General features: G+C 69.9%; 14 protein-coding genes and 1 pseudogene. 8 read left to right on the top strand and 7 right to left on the bottom strand.

Annotated features, from left to right (window positions below; all coding sequences use genetic code 11):
* Positions 1-451: 451 nt before the first annotated feature.
* Positions 452-1351: a hypothetical protein gene (locus ACFC96_RS31985; RefSeq protein WP_376615413.1), complete on the bottom strand. Its 900-nt coding sequence runs from the start codon at positions 1349-1351 to the stop codon at positions 452-454.
* 619 nt (positions 1352-1970) lie between these two features.
* On the opposite strand from ACFC96_RS31985, the gene ACFC96_RS31980 reads away from it, so the two are divergent.
* Positions 1971-2324 (top strand): hypothetical protein, encoded by a 354-nt coding sequence (locus ACFC96_RS31980; RefSeq protein WP_376615411.1) that lies wholly within the window; start codon positions 1971-1973, stop codon positions 2322-2324.
* Between the two features lie 34 nt (positions 2325-2358).
* On the opposite strand, the pseudogene ACFC96_RS31975 reads toward ACFC96_RS31980, so the two are convergent.
* Positions 2359-2613: pseudogene (locus ACFC96_RS31975) on the bottom strand (transposase); the annotation flags it as partial.
* 24 nt (positions 2614-2637) lie between these two features.
* Positions 2638-2781, bottom strand: coding sequence for a hypothetical protein (locus ACFC96_RS31970; RefSeq protein WP_376267087.1), 144 nt, complete (start codon positions 2779-2781; stop codon positions 2638-2640).
* A 517-nt stretch (positions 2782-3298) separates the two neighbouring features.
* On the opposite strand from ACFC96_RS31970, the gene ACFC96_RS31965 reads away from it, so the two are divergent.
* Positions 3299-4066 carry a dienelactone hydrolase family protein gene (locus tag ACFC96_RS31965; RefSeq protein ID WP_376615409.1) on the top strand — a complete coding sequence of 256 codons (768 nt, stop codon included), beginning with the start codon at positions 3299-3301 and terminating at the stop codon, positions 4064-4066.
* 1044 nt (positions 4067-5110) lie between these two features.
* Positions 5111-6133, top strand: a complete 1023-nt coding sequence (locus tag ACFC96_RS31960) for a YihY/virulence factor BrkB family protein (protein WP_376615407.1) — start codon at positions 5111-5113, stop codon at positions 6131-6133.
* Positions 6134-6218: 85 nt separating this feature from the next.
* Here the strand turns inward: ACFC96_RS31960 and ACFC96_RS31955 are convergent, their stop codons facing one another.
* Positions 6219-7022 (bottom strand): phosphatidate cytidylyltransferase, encoded by an 804-nt coding sequence (locus tag ACFC96_RS31955; RefSeq protein ID WP_376615405.1) that lies wholly within the window; start codon positions 7020-7022, stop codon positions 6219-6221.
* On the bottom strand, positions 7019-8791 hold the full coding sequence (locus ACFC96_RS31950) for an aminotransferase class I/II-fold pyridoxal phosphate-dependent enzyme (protein ID WP_376615403.1): 1773 nt from the start codon (positions 8789-8791) through the stop codon (positions 7019-7021). Before ACFC96_RS31950 ends, ACFC96_RS31955 begins: the two co-directional genes overlap by 4 nt.
* A gap of 251 nt (positions 8792-9042) precedes the next feature.
* Between ACFC96_RS31950 and ACFC96_RS31945 the strand changes: the two genes are divergently transcribed.
* Positions 9043-9387, top strand: a complete 345-nt coding sequence (locus ACFC96_RS31945) for a DUF2750 domain-containing protein (RefSeq protein ID WP_376267069.1) — start codon at positions 9043-9045, stop codon at positions 9385-9387.
* Between the two features lie 142 nt (positions 9388-9529).
* Here ACFC96_RS31945 and ACFC96_RS31940 read toward each other — a convergent pair whose 3' ends face one another.
* Positions 9530-9709: a hypothetical protein gene (locus ACFC96_RS31940; protein ID WP_376267066.1), complete on the bottom strand. Its 180-nt coding sequence runs from the start codon at positions 9707-9709 to the stop codon at positions 9530-9532.
* Between the two features lie 469 nt (positions 9710-10178).
* Between ACFC96_RS31940 and ACFC96_RS31935 the strand changes: the two genes are divergently transcribed.
* A complete protein-coding gene (locus tag ACFC96_RS31935; RefSeq protein ID WP_340457068.1) occupies positions 10179-10364 on the top strand; it encodes a DUF6381 family protein in 186 nt (61 codons plus the stop codon).
* A 565-nt stretch (positions 10365-10929) separates the two neighbouring features.
* On the opposite strand, the gene ACFC96_RS31930 is transcribed toward ACFC96_RS31935, so the two are convergent.
* Positions 10930-12321, bottom strand: a complete 1392-nt coding sequence (locus tag ACFC96_RS31930; RefSeq protein WP_376615522.1) for a PucR family transcriptional regulator — start codon at positions 12319-12321, stop codon at positions 10930-10932.
* 241 nt (positions 12322-12562) lie between these two features.
* Here ACFC96_RS31930 and ACFC96_RS31925 point away from each other — a divergent pair, with 241 nt between their 5' ends.
* From ACFC96_RS31925 to ACFC96_RS31915, 3 genes are all read left to right on the top strand, one after another.
* Positions 12563-13957: an MFS transporter gene (locus ACFC96_RS31925; protein ID WP_376615401.1), complete on the top strand. Its 1395-nt coding sequence runs from the start codon at positions 12563-12565 to the stop codon at positions 13955-13957.
* Complete coding sequence (locus ACFC96_RS31920; RefSeq protein ID WP_376615399.1) at positions 13954-15222, top strand: flavin monoamine oxidase family protein; 1269 nt, start codon at positions 13954-13956, stop codon at positions 15220-15222. Before ACFC96_RS31925 ends, ACFC96_RS31920 begins: the two co-directional genes overlap by 4 nt.
* Before the next feature lie 220 nt (positions 15223-15442).
* Entirely contained in the window at positions 15443-16102 is a 660-nt protein-coding gene (locus ACFC96_RS31915; protein WP_376615398.1) for a GNAT family N-acetyltransferase, read from the top strand.
* Positions 16103-16120: the final 18 nt, after the last annotated feature.

Here is a 16120-nt window from a genome sequence, read left to right as displayed (position 1 = left end):
GCGGACGGCACGCCCCTTGATGTGCCTGAGCGTTTTACTTGACCCCTGAGCGCTCTAGTTGGCCCCACTGAGCGGTGCAGGTGGCCCGCAGTGTCCTGTCCCGGCGATGTGTAGGCAGTCCCAACTTTCTGTAGGCGAGTGCGCGTCGCGTCTCAGTTATCTGTAGGCAGGTTCTGAGCCCTTGGCCTTGTGTCAGTAGCCGGGTGCTACTTCGGTCGTGCCGTCAGTCGACGGCATCCCAAAGGCCCGGATGGGCGCGCGAGGCAACGCTGGACAGTGTCGAGTTGGAATACGTCAGCGTGGAAGGCCTCCGTGAGCGGGGCACCTTGAGGAGCCGCTGGTCGGTGGCATTTGAGCAGGCACCTTCTGCTCGCCAGTTCCCGGTCTTCCACAGCCAGAGGAACCGGTGCGGCTGGAACTGGTCAGTGACCTGGCAGACGCCCGAGTGTGTTCAGCCGCACGCGGTTTGCCCGTTGCCGGGCGGGGGCGTGGCCGTCAGCGGGTTGCGGCGGCGGTACAGGGTGTGCGTGCCGCCGACGGAGCCGACGAAGGTGAAAAGGCCGCCCGCGAGAAGGAAGCTGTCGTCCACGTCGGAAGCGGTCGGGTACTCCAGGTAGGGGTTGTACAGGGCGCCCTTGAACGGCCCGTACGAGACGAGCGCGCCCCACTCGGCCGTGGGGTTCTGCTCGACATGGCCTTCCGAGCAGAGGAACGCACTGGTGCGGTGGTCACCGGTGAACGGGTCCTTGAAGCGCACCTTGCACGGCTCCTCGGGGAATGTCGAGGCATGGACGACGCTCAGTTCGACGAGCGGGTTGTCCTCTGAGGCCGCCGAGCCGGCGATACCGAGGCCCCCGGCGATCAGACCGAGCAGCAGGACCCAGCGGAAGACTGGGCGCCCGCTCCGCTGCGCCGGACGGCCCCGGACGAGGGCGGTGGTACCCGGGACGCGGACGACGCCGCCACGCTCGGGGGTGCCGGACCACCACAGGGGGCCGTCGGACGCCAGCGTCCGGGAGTCGACGAGCGTGCACCTTAGGTGGACCAACTGGTCGGAGTCCGGCGTGCGCAGGGTGACCACGGGCCCGCCGAACCTCCGGCGCCGTACATACGCGGGGCATCGGCTCCAGGGGTGAACGCGCAGGGCCCGCCTCATGTGGTGGGCGTTGAGCGTGAGGAGGACGCCGCTCGTGAGCGGCCCGGCGCAGGCGACCCAGTAACCCCCGCCGTCGAAGACGCCGGCGACTTTCAGGACCACGGTGAGCCAGAGGATGATCGTGCCTGCGGCGAGCGTGCGCGTGGCTCGGCGTTGGTACGCGGCCAATTGCTGCGCCGTTGCGGTGTCCCGCACGGCCGGAGCGTCCTGCGCCGCGACAGCCGTTCTTCCTACGGCCGGAGCGGTCTTCTCCGCCCCGGCCTCGGCTCTGTCCTGCTCGCCCACCGGCCCCCCAAGTCTCGGCGGAAGCATAATAGTTGACTACACCCCGAATCGTCCCAGCAACGGCGCCGCCCGCTCCACGTTCAGCGTCACGAACACGGCCTGCGGACCTGGCAGTGCGACAAGGAGCAGGCCCGCCCGGCCTCCGGGTCCGCAAAGGGCGTTGTATGGCGGCTACCCTGCCCTCCGACAGCCCCACCGGCGTTTTCCGCAACGGCCAGCCCATCAGCATCCCCTTCGAGACCAGCTGACATCCCATGCCGGAGCAACGACCAGAGGGGCGAGGTCTAACTCGACCGCTATGCCTCCATCCCGCCCACGCCGGCCCCACGCAGCGCTCCTGACCCGTGACGATGGGGCTCGCCACGGTGAGCCAGCGCTTCGCTCGCCTGAGTTGTGTCAGGCGAGTTGCCCACACTTCAGCGGGACGACGCACCGCCCTGTGTCCCGCAGAAGTGTGGGCACTGCAGGTCACACACTCGCCATACCCACGGTTTCCCTGAGACAGGTCACGACCTGCAAAAATCGCCCAGTGAGTAGGAGGGAGCTGTCCGATGTCGAGTACGCCTTCGTGCTCAATGCGAGTGAGATCGACATTCTTCCTGGAGTCCGGGGCGACCTGGAGGAGCTCATGGCGTCCGGGCCGGCGGCGGACTTGGCGACCGTCCTCCTGGCCCTCGTCGATCGTGGAGTGGTTGAGGTCTGCCGCTACATTCCTTGGACAGCACCAGACGGGGCCGTCGGCTACCAGCCGGGTCCTCCGATCCCGCGTGAGGACCTTCCCGGTGTGCTTGCCGTAACTGAGGAGTGGGAGTACCCGGACGACTTCGAGTGGCTGGGCAAGCTCACGCTGGTACTCACCGAGAGCTACCGGCAGGACCACTGAGCACGCACCTGGCCCGACGGGCCAGCTGAAGCGCTCAGTCACACTTGAGCAGGCCGGCCCGTCGGATCCGGGTCAGCGCCAGGCCCAGCAGCCGGTCGGCGCGGTCGCCCTCGGTGAGCCTGTCGCGGAAGTCGGACAGCACGCTGTGGTGGAAGCCGGGGCCTTCCAGCTCCAGGCCGAGGGCGTACTTGAAGTCGATGCGGCAGCGCACCGCCTCGGCGGCCTGGCGGTCCGACAGGTTCAGCGCGTACTGCGGCACGCAGACGGTGGCCGGCTGCGCGGACGAGAGCCCGGGGCGGCCGTCGCGCGGGTACTAGGCGGTGAAGTCCCCCTCGCTGAACAGGCCGTCGAGGCGGTCGCGGATCCACATCGCAGTGGTGCCGCGGGGGTTGCCGGCCCGGGCGACCCGCACGGTCAGCGCCGGGATCTCGGCTCCGGGACGGGACTGGAGGGACATTTCGGGCCCCTGGGGGACATGAGCAGAACGCCCCCACAAACCTGACACAACGTCACGGTCGTTGCTCCGTCCTCAAGATTCCCGACAGAGTCAGACCCGGAGGACCTGGCGCACAACTCGTCGTATCTGACCGAACACCTCAACCGGTTGGGCGAGTACAGCACCCACGGACTCGGCATCCAGCCTGAGGCGTACGACCCGAAACTCGACGTCGACTACACCCCGCTGTGCGAGCAGGACTTGACCGCCCACCGGTCTCGGCCAGGCTGCCTGAGTCGTGAGGGAAATAGCTGACGACGCCCTTCACGGGAGCGGGCCCGTATACCCCAGAATCCTGCTGCGAGAGTGAGCCTCCAACACCGTGGCCCGGGCAGGTGATCCGACAGCGCTGCCGTGGGGACGGGGTTTGTGACGGTTCTTGTGGGCCCTCGCCGTTTTTCAGAGGGATACCCGCGCTGTTCTGCCGGCGGCAGAACACCGGCCGGACCGGGCTCGACGATCACTACAGTTCAGTCTCATGACGACGATCACGACGCGTACGGTCGAGTATCCGGCCGACGGTTTGACGATGGTCGGGCACCTCGCGCTCCCGGCCGGTGTCGACCGCCGGCCCGCGGTGCTGCTCGGACCCGAGGGTATGGGGCTCAGCGACGTCGAGCGCCGCAGGGCCGATGCTCTCGCCGAGCTGGGATATGTAGCGCTGGCCTTCGACCTTCATGGCGGGCGCTATCTGGGCGACCCCGAGGAGATGCTGGCCCGTTGCCTGCCGCTGCTCGCTGATCCCGAGCGGATGCGAGGCATCGGCCATGCGGCGCTCGATGTGTTGCGCACCGAACCGCGGACCGACCCCGACCGGATCGCCGCCGTCGGCTATGGCACGGGGGGTGCCGTCGGGCTGGAACTCGGGCGCGGCGGCGTCAGCCTGCGGGCGATCGGGACAGTCAACGCACTGACCACTGGCCGACCGGGCGAGGCGGCGCGCATCGGCTGCCCGGTGTGGGCCGGAGTCGGGTCGGAAGACCCGATCATGCCGCCCGCGCAACGGAACGCGTTCACCGCTGAGATGCAGGCCGCAGGCGTCGACTGGCGCCTCACGATCTACGGCGGCGCCTTGCACGCCTTCCACCACCCGCCGGTCGACCACCCCGTGGTCCCCGGCGTCGGCTACCACCCACGGCACGCGCAGCGAGCCTGGCGCGACGTCGTCGACCTGCTCGCCGAGTGCCTGCCCGTGACGGAGGATCTGGGGCATGACCCAGGCAAGCATGCTGGCCCCGGGCACTGACAGTCCACTCCTCTCAAGCCCGCACAGCGGAAACGCATTCGGGCGGTTACTCGATCGCGGAGACGTATTCACAACTGCCTCAGCAAATACCGGATTTGCTGAGGCAGAGCCCCTACCCTGACCACCTCGACCTGCGGTGGACCAATCCGGCCGCCGGGGCGAGGTGTACGCATTGACTGCGGCAGTAGCGGAAGGGCGGGACGGCGTGACGATCGAAGCGCTGACCGAACTCGGGAGCGGGGGCGCACTTCGGTTGCCGCGCGCTCGGGTCGTACCTCTGTCCGCCCCGCCGTCGTCGTACACCGCGGCGGTTGAGCGGTACCTCACCGGCGCGTGCTTCGCGGGAGCCCTCCGCGCCGGGCCCGGCTCTCCTACCGCCGCGCTGAGGAGATCTTCTAGGAGAACACCCGGCTGCTGGCAACCCCCCCCTCGCCTCGCCCGACGACATCGAGGACCTGGACGGCTGGACGCTTCACCGGCTACGTCACAGTGCCCTGACGCACGACGCGGAGGGCGGCACCTCTACCCCGATGCTGCTGGCCCGCTCCCGCTACGCCTCCGTCCGCTCCCTGGAGCGCTACGCCCGCCCCGGCGTCGACTCGGTCGCCCGGCACGTTGCCGAACGTGACCCCGCTGCACGTCGCCGCAGGTAAATCCGAGCGAATCAGCGCTTCAAGACCATCCCGTTGCCCCTTTGGTGCGTATCTCGGTCACGCCCCTGTGGGTTGCGTCGCCGTCGATGGGGAGCCTGAGGTAGGAGGCGGCGGGGGAGGAGCAATAGGTCCAGCCTTCGCCGAGGTCGCGGCGAGTGCCGCAAGCACCAACATGTCCGCTGTCACCGGCCCTGGGCAGGCCTTGGAGATGGCCTCCGGCGCTGGTCGGCCGGCCCATGTGGGTGCCGTCCAGTCGCAGATATCCAGCTCCGCGGGTGTGATGGGGGTGCGGTCCGTCGACCGCCTCGACGGCCGGCATCTGCCGCTGGAGTGTGGGCGAGGCAGAGCGCGCCGACTGTCGTGGGTGCCGGCGCTCGACGAAGGAGTCAATGTGGCAACGCCCTCCTCGGATGGCCCCCAGGCACACCAGGGCGGTAACGGTGGTGGCGCAGACAGCCCTGCGTCCGGCGGCGAGGAGGGCCACGGCGGCGATGCCGGCCGTGCATCCCGGAAGGGCGCCACGGAAGACAGTTCGTCCAGAGGCGCCGTGAAGCGCACGATGCGGGAGTTCAAAGAGGACAATCTCACGGACTGGGCAGCTGCCCTGACCTACTACGGAGTCTTGGCGATCTTCCCTGCCCTGCTGGCTCTTGTGTCCATTCTGGGCCTGCTGAGTCCTTCTGCCATCGACTCGCTGATCAAGAACCTCTCCAGCATTGCGCCCGGGTCCGTGCGCGACATCCTCACCACCATGCTGGAGCAGCTCAAGGGCGGCCAGGGCAAAGCCCTGGTCGCGCTGATCATCGGTGTCGTCCTGGCGTTGTGGTCGGCCTCGGGCTACGTCGCCGCCTTCATGCGCGCCTCCAATATCGTCTATGACATCGGTGAGGGCCGGCCGGTATGGAAGACGCTGCCGGTCCGTCTCGCCATCACCGCGGCGGTGGTGATCCTCCTGGCCCTTACCGCGGTCGGCGTCGTGTTCACCGGCACCCTGGCCAAGAAGATGGGGTCGGTCCTGGGGCTCGGCGACACGGTGGTGACCGTGTGGAACATCGCCAAATGGCCCGTCATGCTCATCCTGGTCGTGCTGATCGTCATGCTGCTGTACTGGGCCGCGCCCAACGTCAAACGCCGAGTCCGACGGGTGATGCCTGGCGCAGCCGTGGCGGTGGTCATCTGGCTCATCGCCTGCGCGCTGTTCGCTCTCTACGTCGCCAACCTCAGCAGCTACAACAAGACCTACGGCACGTTCGCCACACCCATCGTCGCGCTGATCTGGCTGTGGCTCACGAACATCGCGATCCTGCTCGGGCTGGAGTTCAACGCCGAACTCGAACGCGGACGTGCCATCGAAGGCGGCCTCCCACCGGGCGACGAGCCATACGCCGAGCCCCGCGACACCCGCAAGCTCTGATGGCGGCCGGCACGTCAGCGGGTCCGTCGCGCAGTAGCGACTCCGCCCGGCTGTCACTCTGAGCCGTCCACACTGCCCCGCAGTCTCAGCTCAGCACGACCATTCTCACCAACGCCCCCACCGACGAATCGATTCGGTCCAGCAACCCTCCGGCTCCGGCAAGCCACCGCGCCGAGTCCTTGGCCCCGGCGCCCCGCTTGATCAGGGACTCCATCAGGTCGCCCGCCGGCCCGCCGACAGCCACCGCGAGGGCTGCCGGCCAGCTCCACGCGGAGAGCAGGGCGAGTACGCCCAGTCCCGCCGCCGCGCCGCACAGCGTCCCACTCCACCGCTTCGCCGGGGACAGCGGCGACAGCCGGGGCCCGCCCAGCCGTTGCCCGGCGAAGAATGCCACCACGTCGGCCACCGACACCGCCGCGAACAGCGCCAGCGCCACCGTCCCGAGCGGCGCCAGTGCGGCCAGCGTGCCGAGCCAGACCAGCCCGAGCAGGCTGGTGCCGAGCCGGCGCAGGCCCTGTTCGGCGTCGCCGGTCACCAGCGGAACGGCGGCCAGCGCGAGCGCACCCAGGGCGCCCACCCGCCAGACCTGGTCCGGTGCCCAGGCGGCTGCGACGATCAGGCCCGGCACGGCCGTGGCGAGCACCGCCCGGTCGGCGCGGGGCAGCCGGGTCAGCGCACCGAACTCCAGCACCGCGATCACCGCGACGACCCCGGCGAGCAGGGCGACACCAGGCCGCCCCGACCAGAACGCTGCGGTCACCACGGGCACGCCGACCGCCCATGCACACCACCGGACTATCAATTCGCTGCGCCGGGACACCCCCACCGCCACACCGCTCACAAGAAGCGCACCGCCCAGCCACGGTGCCAGCGAGGCCACACCGGTCACCTGGCGACTCCGGCGCCGGCGGGGGCAGACCCGGCCCGGGCAGGGAAGGCGGGGCGCAGGCCGGTGAGGGCGGCCTGGTACGCGGCGACGATGCGCGCGTTCTCCGCGGTGTCGCGGACCGCGACGCGCACGGTGCGGCCCTCGTAGGCGGCCGAGAGCGGCGACAGGTCACGCAGATACACGTCGTGACGCCGGCACTCGGCGACCAGGGCGGCGGCGCTCGGCCCGCCCGCGGGCAGCGTCAGTGAAAGGAAGTTCGCCACCGACTCCTCGACCTGGACGGACGTGTCCACCTCTGCCAGATCCGAGGCGAGCTTTCGGCGCAGCTCGTGTGTGTGCAGCAGCCGGTCGGCGTAGTAGGCCGGGTCGCGCAGGGCCGCCACGGCGGCGAGCTGGGCGGGCAGCCCGACTGCCCACGGCGGCGTCCACCTGCGTATCTGCGCCGCTGTCTCCGGATCGGCCACGAGGTAGGCGGCCCGGACACCGGACAGGGCGTACGTCTTCGACATCGAGGTGCAGACCACTGCCCGCGGGTCCCTCGCGGCGAACGGGGCGAGAGACTCGGCGGCATCGACGTACCCGAGGTACGCCTCGTCGATCCACCAGCGGGTCCGGGCCGGCGTACCGGCGATCACCGCGCGCAGCTCGGCGGCCGGCCAGTGGCGGCCGGTCGGGTTGTTCGGATTGACCACGACCACGAGGTCGTACTCCCCGGCCTGGACGACCGCCGACAGCCGCTCCGGATCGATCCGCCAGCCCTCCTCGCGCCGCAGCCGGAACCGGTCCACGCGGCAGCCGATCACCCGCTCGGTGACATGGGCGTACTCGCCGTACCCCGGGTCCATCAGCAAGACCCGGCTCGCCGGTGTCAGCCAACGGCCGAAGGCCCGGAAGATCAAATCGGAGGAGCCGGCGCCGACGGCAAGCGTCCCCAAGGGCAGGCCGCGGGCGGTGGCGATCTCCGCGAGCAGGCCCTCCGCGCCGGTCGGCGGGGAGGTACGGGCGACCCACCCGGCGTCCTGTGCGAGCGCCGCGCGCGCACCGGGGGCCGGCGCGAACCAGGCGTCGAGCACGTCGGCCGCGACCACCTCGAGCCGCCGATCCAGGCTGCGGAAGTCCGTGCCGATCGCGGTGAACGAGGCCCCGCCGTGCTCGCAGCCGTCCGGCCGGGGCGCGAACGACGTGTCCAGCCGCCAGTCGACGCCGGACGCCAGCCGGGTCAGGGTCGCGGCGCGCCGGCCCGTCGCGCCCCGCGTCAGCTCCGCCACCTCCCCGGTGAGCACCTCGAATGCGACCGCGCCGCTGCGCACGGCAAGGCCGACGGGTCGCAGGCCCGCTGCCCGGTACATGCCGACCAGGTCGGCGCGGCCCATCGCCACCACCCGCCGCCCGCCCCGGGACGCGATCCAGCGCAGCGCCGCGTACATCAGAAGGGCAGCCGCCGCACCGGCCCGCGCGCCGGGCTCGACGGTGAGCAGGCGCACCTCGAAGACGTCGGCCTCGTCGAGGAGCGGCAGTTCCGCGCGGGTCAGGTACTTGTCGAGCCCGTACCGGCCCACCCAGGGCGGTGTCACGCTGACGAACCCGACACGGACCTGGCCGCGAGCCGCGACCAGGTAGACGTTGTCGCCGTCGAGCCCGTCGAACAGCCGCCCCTCGTCATTGGGCGCGTGCTGACCCAACTCCTCCGCGTAGACCCGGTGCCGCAGTTCGTGTATCCAGGGAAGGTCGTCCGCGTCGGCGGGACGCAGGCTCAGGAGACGGCTCATCAGGTCCTCTTCCTAGGGAGTGCGAAAGGCCAGTGTGAAGAGGGCCGGGTGGCGCCAGCAGGGGCGAGCACCTCAGACGAAGTGAGTACGCGTACTCAGGCGGCCCTGTCCGTCGTGCCTTCGGCACGCGCGACGTCCGGCGCAATGCGCCGGGCACAGGGCAACTCCTCGGCGCAGTGGGTTGCCGGATCGGTGTCCGGCGCCGTATCTCCTCACGAAGTGAGTGGTGGGGAACGATAGGCTCGGCGGCCATGAGTCAGAGCGGTTCGCAAGCGGCAGCATTCTTCAGAGATGTCCGCTACAGCCGAGTGGTCTGGCTTGTCAGGGATGACGACGGAAGCCCGACTCACCTCTCCGGGGACGGCACGCGAAGCCTTCCGTTCTGGTCGACGTCGGCCCGCGCTCAGAGGGCAGCGAAGATCTGGGGGCATGAGCTACGCGTTGAATCCATGCCCTTGGACACTTGGCGCGAACGCGTACTGCCCGATGCTGCCCGGGACGGACTCGTGATCGGCATCAACTGGAGCGGGCCGCGCCTGGTCGGCTGGAGCTTCACCTCTGGGGAAGTTCTCAACCGATTGGCGGCGACTGACTAGCCCACGGCATCGCGGGCCAGAGCGCGCGATCGCCGCCAGCAGATGAGGGCGCCTCCGAGGGTGAGGAAGGCTTCGTGGATGTCGTCGCGAATCTCCCAGCGGAGCCGCAGACGTCGACACCACTGCAGGTGGGCGAACGCGCCTACCACAATCCGGCGTTGCCTGCCGAGGCGGAACCCGTGCTCGCTTCCGCGGCGGCGATCAACGGCTTCACGCCGAGGTCCCAGACGAGACGGCGGTACTTGTCGTGGTCGTAGCCGCGGTCACCCAGCACCACATCGGGGCGGCGGGGCCGGCCCTGCTCGCCCCGCACCGGCGGCACGCCTGCAGGAGTCCGCGCGGGCGGCGCGAGGGTCCGGGCGCACTCGCGTTGGGCAGCCGGCGCGCGGCGGGAGGTGAGCGACCTGGGCCGCTATCGTCCCGGTGGTCGTCGGCTTCGCCGGCACCACAGGGAACGGCAGCGCAGACGGCCCCGGAAAGAAGGTGCCCAGGACCCGGTCGACGGCCGTGTATCCGGTGCGGTTCCCGGACTGGGACAGGCCGCAGCCGCAGCCGCAGCCGCAGCCGCAGCCGCAGCCGAGGCCGACGCCGTCCGCCTCGTCTCCGATCCCGTGGGATCGGGGCCACCGAGCGAGAGGACCCACAACGTGAGCAGGGTCCGGCACGCAAGTCGTTCCGCGGGACCATTCCCAACTGCGCAGATAACAGCGGGTGATTGATCGAGATGCAGGGGATGGCGGGGCCTGTTTCGCTGATGTGACCCGCTCTTCCTCATCCCCCAAGGAGCGATCATGAGCGCTGCAGGCGAGTCAGGCCGTGCCCAGCAGATCCGTGCCAAGGCCAAGGACCTGGAACAGGCCGCGGAACGTGCTACTGACCCGCAGGAGCGTCAGCGCCTGAAGGACAAGGCACGCCACCTCAAGGAGCAGAGCGAGCAGGTAGGCGACACGGGCAAGCCGGACATCCACCCGATGTAGTCCTGGCAGTCCCGAGCACAGACCACCGGCCGGGGGCCGACCTCCGTGGCTCTCCGGGCACGCGAGAGGCCCTCGGCCGGTCACTGCTGTCTCCCTCCAAGAGCAACGCCTGTGCCGCCAACGAAACCGGTAAAAGATCACCGCACTCCCGGCAGAACCGCCCAGCCGTCGCCTCGCCCGCTCAGCCGCCCGGGCGGGCCCGTGCGGCGCGCCCCGATTCCTCCAGCGCGGCCATAAGGTCCACTGCCGGCCACAGCCCGGGCTCGGGCGGCGCGGGCGGCTGGCCACCGGACATCTTCGCTACTTCGCTGCGACCAGCTGCTCAGGCGCGTGACGGCACTCGTCCCGCAGCTGGCCGACCTCGACACCCGTGCATTCACGCATCAGTACCTCGGCAAGCTCCAGCTCCTGACCAGTGACCGGTAGGTAGCCGGTCCACCACCTCGGTCGGCCTGCTCTCGGTCATGCGCCCCGATGTGTTTCTTCGCAGCCCCACGAGAGGCCGCCTTCGTCCAGCGTAGGAGACGATGAGGTATCAACTCGCGTCCGCCCGGCCCCGCCGTGCTCAGCCCGTAGTTCTGTGTGCGGTGACAGCCACCCACAGCTCGGCCAGGTCCTGGGACTTCTTGAGGTTCCGACCAGTGGCCACTTCGATCTGCTGGAGACGGTAACCCAGGCTCTGGCGATGGATGTTGAGGTGCTCGGCGGTCGCCGCCCAACTGCGGTCGTGGGCGAGGAAGGCGTCCAATGTCCGCAGCAGCCGCCGGCCCCGGTCCGTGTCGTCGAGCAACGGGCCCAGCACCGCCTGGGCCAGCTCCGTCGCGGTGGTGGCGTCGCTGGGCAGCACGGATCCGCGTACGTCCTCGTAGGCCAGGACGTCGCCGTCGCGTGCGCAGGCCAGGGTCCACACCGCGCGGCGGACGGCCGTCGCAGCACCTGTCAGGTCGTCGAAGACGGGGGAGAGACCGATCCGGTCGCTCAGCGGTTCGAGGAGGCCGAGCGCCGTGGCCCGGTCGCCGGAGCGTATGCAGCACACGAGGTGGTCGGGGGTGCGTAGCGGCAGGTGGGGGAGGGGGGCGAGGGCCAGCACCGACAGCAGGTCGTCGTAGGGGCGGGCGGTCGAGGCCGCGACGACCTGGATGGTGTCTCCGGAGAGGCCGAGTGCCTCGGCCTGCTGGTCGAGGGCACGGGAGGGAAGATGTCCGGCGAGCGCCCCGGACAGCAGGTGTTCGCCCCGCGCGGCGGTGAGCGCGGCCGTGGTGAGCACCGTGTTCACAGCCGTGGTGACGACCTGTTGGAGGTGGGCCAGGGTGAACGAGTCCAGCAGGTGCGCGCTGTCCTCGTCGACCAGCAGCTCGGAGGGACGGGTGGTGGCGAGCGGCCAGTGGCGCGGTCCCGGGCGCTCGCCGGGGTCCGGGTCCAGGGAGCCTGTGAAGACGAGTTGGCCGGTCGCAGTGTCGGCCACTGCGAGGCGCACTCCGAAGATTTTCTCCATGGAGGCAAGGGACCGGGCCGGATTCGCCGGGACGTCGTTCAGCGCGCGATAGACCCTGCTGATCAGCTGCAGCTGCTGGGTCTGGCCCTCATTGGCCAGTGCCACCGTGCGGGCCACCACCACGAACGGCACAGCGTGGTCGGTCGACAGGATGGGGAAGCCGAGCCGCTCTGCTTCCTGGAGCAGTTCGGGGGTCAGCGGCGGCGCCATCCCGTCGTCGCCCACCGTCATCCCGGCGACCCCCGCCGCGGCCAACTTCCGCACGAACGCGGTCTGTTCACCTGGGGTTCGCGGCAGGCCGAGACCGACCGTCATCAGTAGTTCGTCCCGGTCGATCCAGCTCCACGGATCCGGCATCTCGCAGCTGTGCGCCCACAGCACCACCCGGTCGAGGCCTGCCGCGCCCGCGAGGACCCGCTGTCCCAGCGTCGGCATGGCCACCACGTCCGCGAGCGTCAGCATCACGGCCCTCACTCTCTCGTACTCAAGTACAGCCAGCAGCCGATCTTTACTGACCCAGCACGATAGTGGTGCTCCCCGCCAGGTGACTAGCCTCCCCTCCAACGAGGCGACGGTGCCCCGAGGCACCCCAGCCCTCGCCCCCCGTTCGAGCCGCCTGCGTGCTCGCAGACACCCCGGAGCTGCCATGCCTGCTGCACCCTGCGTCACCGCCGACCCCACCTGCCGAAGAGAGGGCTGAGCCGTGTCTGCCCTTGACCTCATCGACCACGCACCCACCTCCGGATTCCACCGGAAACTGCTGATCGCCTGCTGCGGCGGGCCGTTCCTCGACGGCTATATCCTCAGCCTCATCGGCATCGCCCTCGTCGGCTTCAGCGACGACGTCGGCACCACGTCCGTCGAGTCCGGGCTGATCGGCGCCGCCTCCCTGATCGGGATCTTCTTCGGCGCCACCCTCTTCGGCGCGCTCACCGACCGCATCGGCCGCGAGAAGATGTACGCCCTCGATCTGACCGTCCTGGTCGTGGCCTGCGGGCTCTCCGCGTTCGTGACCGCGCCTTGGCAACTGATCGCGTTGCGGTTCATCATCGGCCTCGCCGTCGGCGCCGACTATCCGATCGCATCGTCGCTGCTGACCGAGTTCACCCCGGCCCGCAAGCGGGGCTCGATGATTGGCCTGACCGGGTTTGCCTGGTCCACCGGCGCGATGAGCGCGTTCCTCGTCGGCTACGTCGTCACCACCGCCTCCGGCGACCATCACCTGTGGCGCTGGCTGCTGTTCAGCGGTGCCGTCGCCGGACTCGTCGTTGTCCTGATGCGACGCGGCATCCCCGAGTCGCCACGCTGGCTGCTCTCCAAAGGCCGTGTTGAGGAGGCTCGCGAGGTGGTGCGCACCGTCTACGGCACCGACCTCGACCCGGAAACCCTGCGGGCCGAGGCCGCGACGGCCGCAGCTGCGCATTCCACGACCGGTACCGCAGGCGCGCTCGCCGGGATCGTCCGCGGCGGCTACCTCAAGCGCACCATCATGTGCGGCACCCTCTACTTCGCGCAGATCACCCCGCAGTACGCGCTCTACACCTTCGGCGCAACCATTCTCGCCGCCGCGGGCCTGACCGGGGCGAGCGCCGCCACCCTCGGTGAACTGTTCATCGCCGCGCTCTTCGCCCTCGGTGTGCTGCCCGCACTGCGTCTGGTGGAGACGTGGGGGCGCCGCCCCATGGCCGTCGTGCCGTTCGCCGTGATGGCCGTGCCGCTGATCGCGCTCGGCGTGTGGAGTGACGGCCCGACCTGGTTCGTCATCGCGGCCTTTGCGGTGTACGCCTTCGTCTCCGGCGGGCCGAGCATCCTCGAGTGGATCTACCCCAACGAACTCTTCCCCACCGAGGTGCGGGCCAGCGCCGTGGGTGTCGCCGTCGGTATCAGCCGCCTGGGCGCGGCCACCGGCACCTACCTGCTGCCCATCGGCCTCGACAGCATCGGACTCGGCCCCACCCTGCTGATCGCCGCCGCCATCACCGTCGTCGCGTACGCAGTCTGCCTCGCCTGGGCACCCGAGACCAAGGGCCGCTCCCTGGCCCAGACCTCCGCCCTCACTCCCACCGAAACGCGCCTCCCCGAACGGACCTCCGTATGAGCACCATCCCCCGCACCCCTCACTCCCGTCGCGTCGCCGTTCTCGGCGCCGGACTCTCCGGCCTCGCCGCCGCCACCCGCCTCGAGGCAGCCGGCCACCAGGTCACCATCCACGAGGCCCGCGACCGGGTCGGCGGACGCGTCTGGTCCCAGCAACTGGAAACACCGCTCGGCACGTACACCATCGAGCGCGGCGCCGAGTTCGTCCTTGGCGGCTACGACACCCTGCGCGCCCTCGTCGAGGCGCACGGCCTGGGCCTGGCCGACACCACCATGAGCTACTACGTCCGCCAGGTCGCCGGCCCCCACCCCGTCACCACGGACGCGATCGCCGACGCCGGGCGCCGCGCCGCCGAGATCGCCGAGCGACGCCCGGCCGACACCTCCGTCGAGTCCGTGCTGAGCGAACTGGAGGCCCCCGAGGACGTCAAGGCCGCCCTGCGCGCCCGGGTCGAGATGTCCAGCGCCGTCGCCGCCGACCAGGTCAGCGCCTCTTCCCTGGGCGCCGTCGCCTCCATGACGCCGCAGCCCAGCTGGCGGATAGCCGGTGGCAACCAGAGCCTGCCGCTCGCACTGACCGCCGCACTGACCGGCACCCTCCACCTCGGCGACCCGGCCGTCGAGGTCAGCGACGCCGTGACCGGCACCGGCCTCACCGTCATCACCCGCACTGGACAGGCTGACTACGATGACGTCGTCGTCGCGCTGCCGCCCAGCATCGTCACGGACCCCGCCACCATCCGCCTTCCGCTCACCACAGGGCAGCGCGACGCATTTCGCTGGATCCAACAGGGCCACGCCGCCAAACTCCACCTCCCGCTCACCCGCACTCCGGCCTCCAGCGCCGTCATGTCCCCCGAACACCGCTGCTGGAACTGGACGGCGAGCGACGCGAGCGGCACGGTGGCTCCCGTCCTCAACTCCTTCATCGGCACCTACGCCGCCATCGACCGCCTCGGCCTGCGCCACAGCGCCGACCGGTGGGCTGAGGCGACCCGCGCGATGCGTCCGGACCTCGACCTCGACGGGGCCGAGCCCCTCGCCACCGTATGGACTGAGGACACCTGGGCGCGCGGCGCCTATACGGCCCTCGATGCGGCAGCCACCCCCGCGGACATCACCCCGCTGGAGAGCGCCGACGCACGCGTCCACCTGGCGGGCGAATACACCGAGACGGTCTTCACCGGCCTGATGGAAGGTGCCCTGCGCAGCGGCCACCGCGCCGCTGACCGGATCATCGCTGCGGCCCGCCTCGCGACGGTCTGACCGCGGTGCTTCGAAACGTGCTCGGGCCTCGGCAGCGCACCGCCGAGGCCCAAGAGTCCAGGTCACTCTACGGTGCCGGGTCGAACGCGGGTGTTGGGTACCGCTGGACCTTGACCGCTTGCCGCTGAGGTTTTGACCGGTGCGAGCCGCTCGGGGAACGAGGCTCGTCTGGGGTAGAAAATTGGATGACGTCGGTCATGACGGGCGCTGACAATGGTTCATGCTGATGGATCACTGGCCTTTGATGGGCCTGCGGGTGAAGACTCCTCGCCTGGAGCTACGACTGCCCTGCGAAGAGGAACTGAGTGACCTGGCAGACGTGGCGGCCGGAGGCGTCCACGAGCCAGATCGGATGCCGTTCATCGTGCCCTGGACGGATCTTCCGCCTGCTGAAAGGGCGCGATCGGTCGTGCAGCATCATTGGCTGCGACGGGGGAACTGGACACCGGACAACTGGTCGCTGAACCTCTGCGTCTTCAAGGACGGCCGTGTAGTAGGCCTGCAGACTCTTGCCGCCCGAGATTTTGCCGTACTGCGGCAGGTAAGCACGGCTTCCTGGCTCGGCCTGCAGCACCAAGGGCAGGGGATCGGAACCGAGATGCGCGCTGCAGTCCTGCATCTGGCCTTCACAGGGCTGGGCGCGGTCGATGCGGTGTCGGGCGCCTTCGAGGACAACCCCTCTTCTCTGTGCGTGTCTGAGAAGCTCGGCTACGAACTCGACGGCATCGAGCAGTGGAACGTCCGTGAGCGGCGCGTGACGATGCGGCGCCTGCGACTGCCGCGTGCCCGATGGGAGATGGACCAGCGCATCTCCGTCACGATCAGTGGTCTCACACCCTGCTTGCAACTTTTCGGCCAGCCAGGAGAGGCGGCGTTTTGAAGCCGCGACGCAAATGGC

Origin of the sequence: Streptomyces sp. NPDC055955, assembly GCF_042270245.1 — a bacterium.
GTDB lineage: Bacteria > Actinomycetota > Actinomycetes > Streptomycetales > Streptomycetaceae > Streptomyces.
Note: the sequence above shows the minus strand (reverse complement) of the source record. Positions and strands in the feature narration are given on the sequence as shown.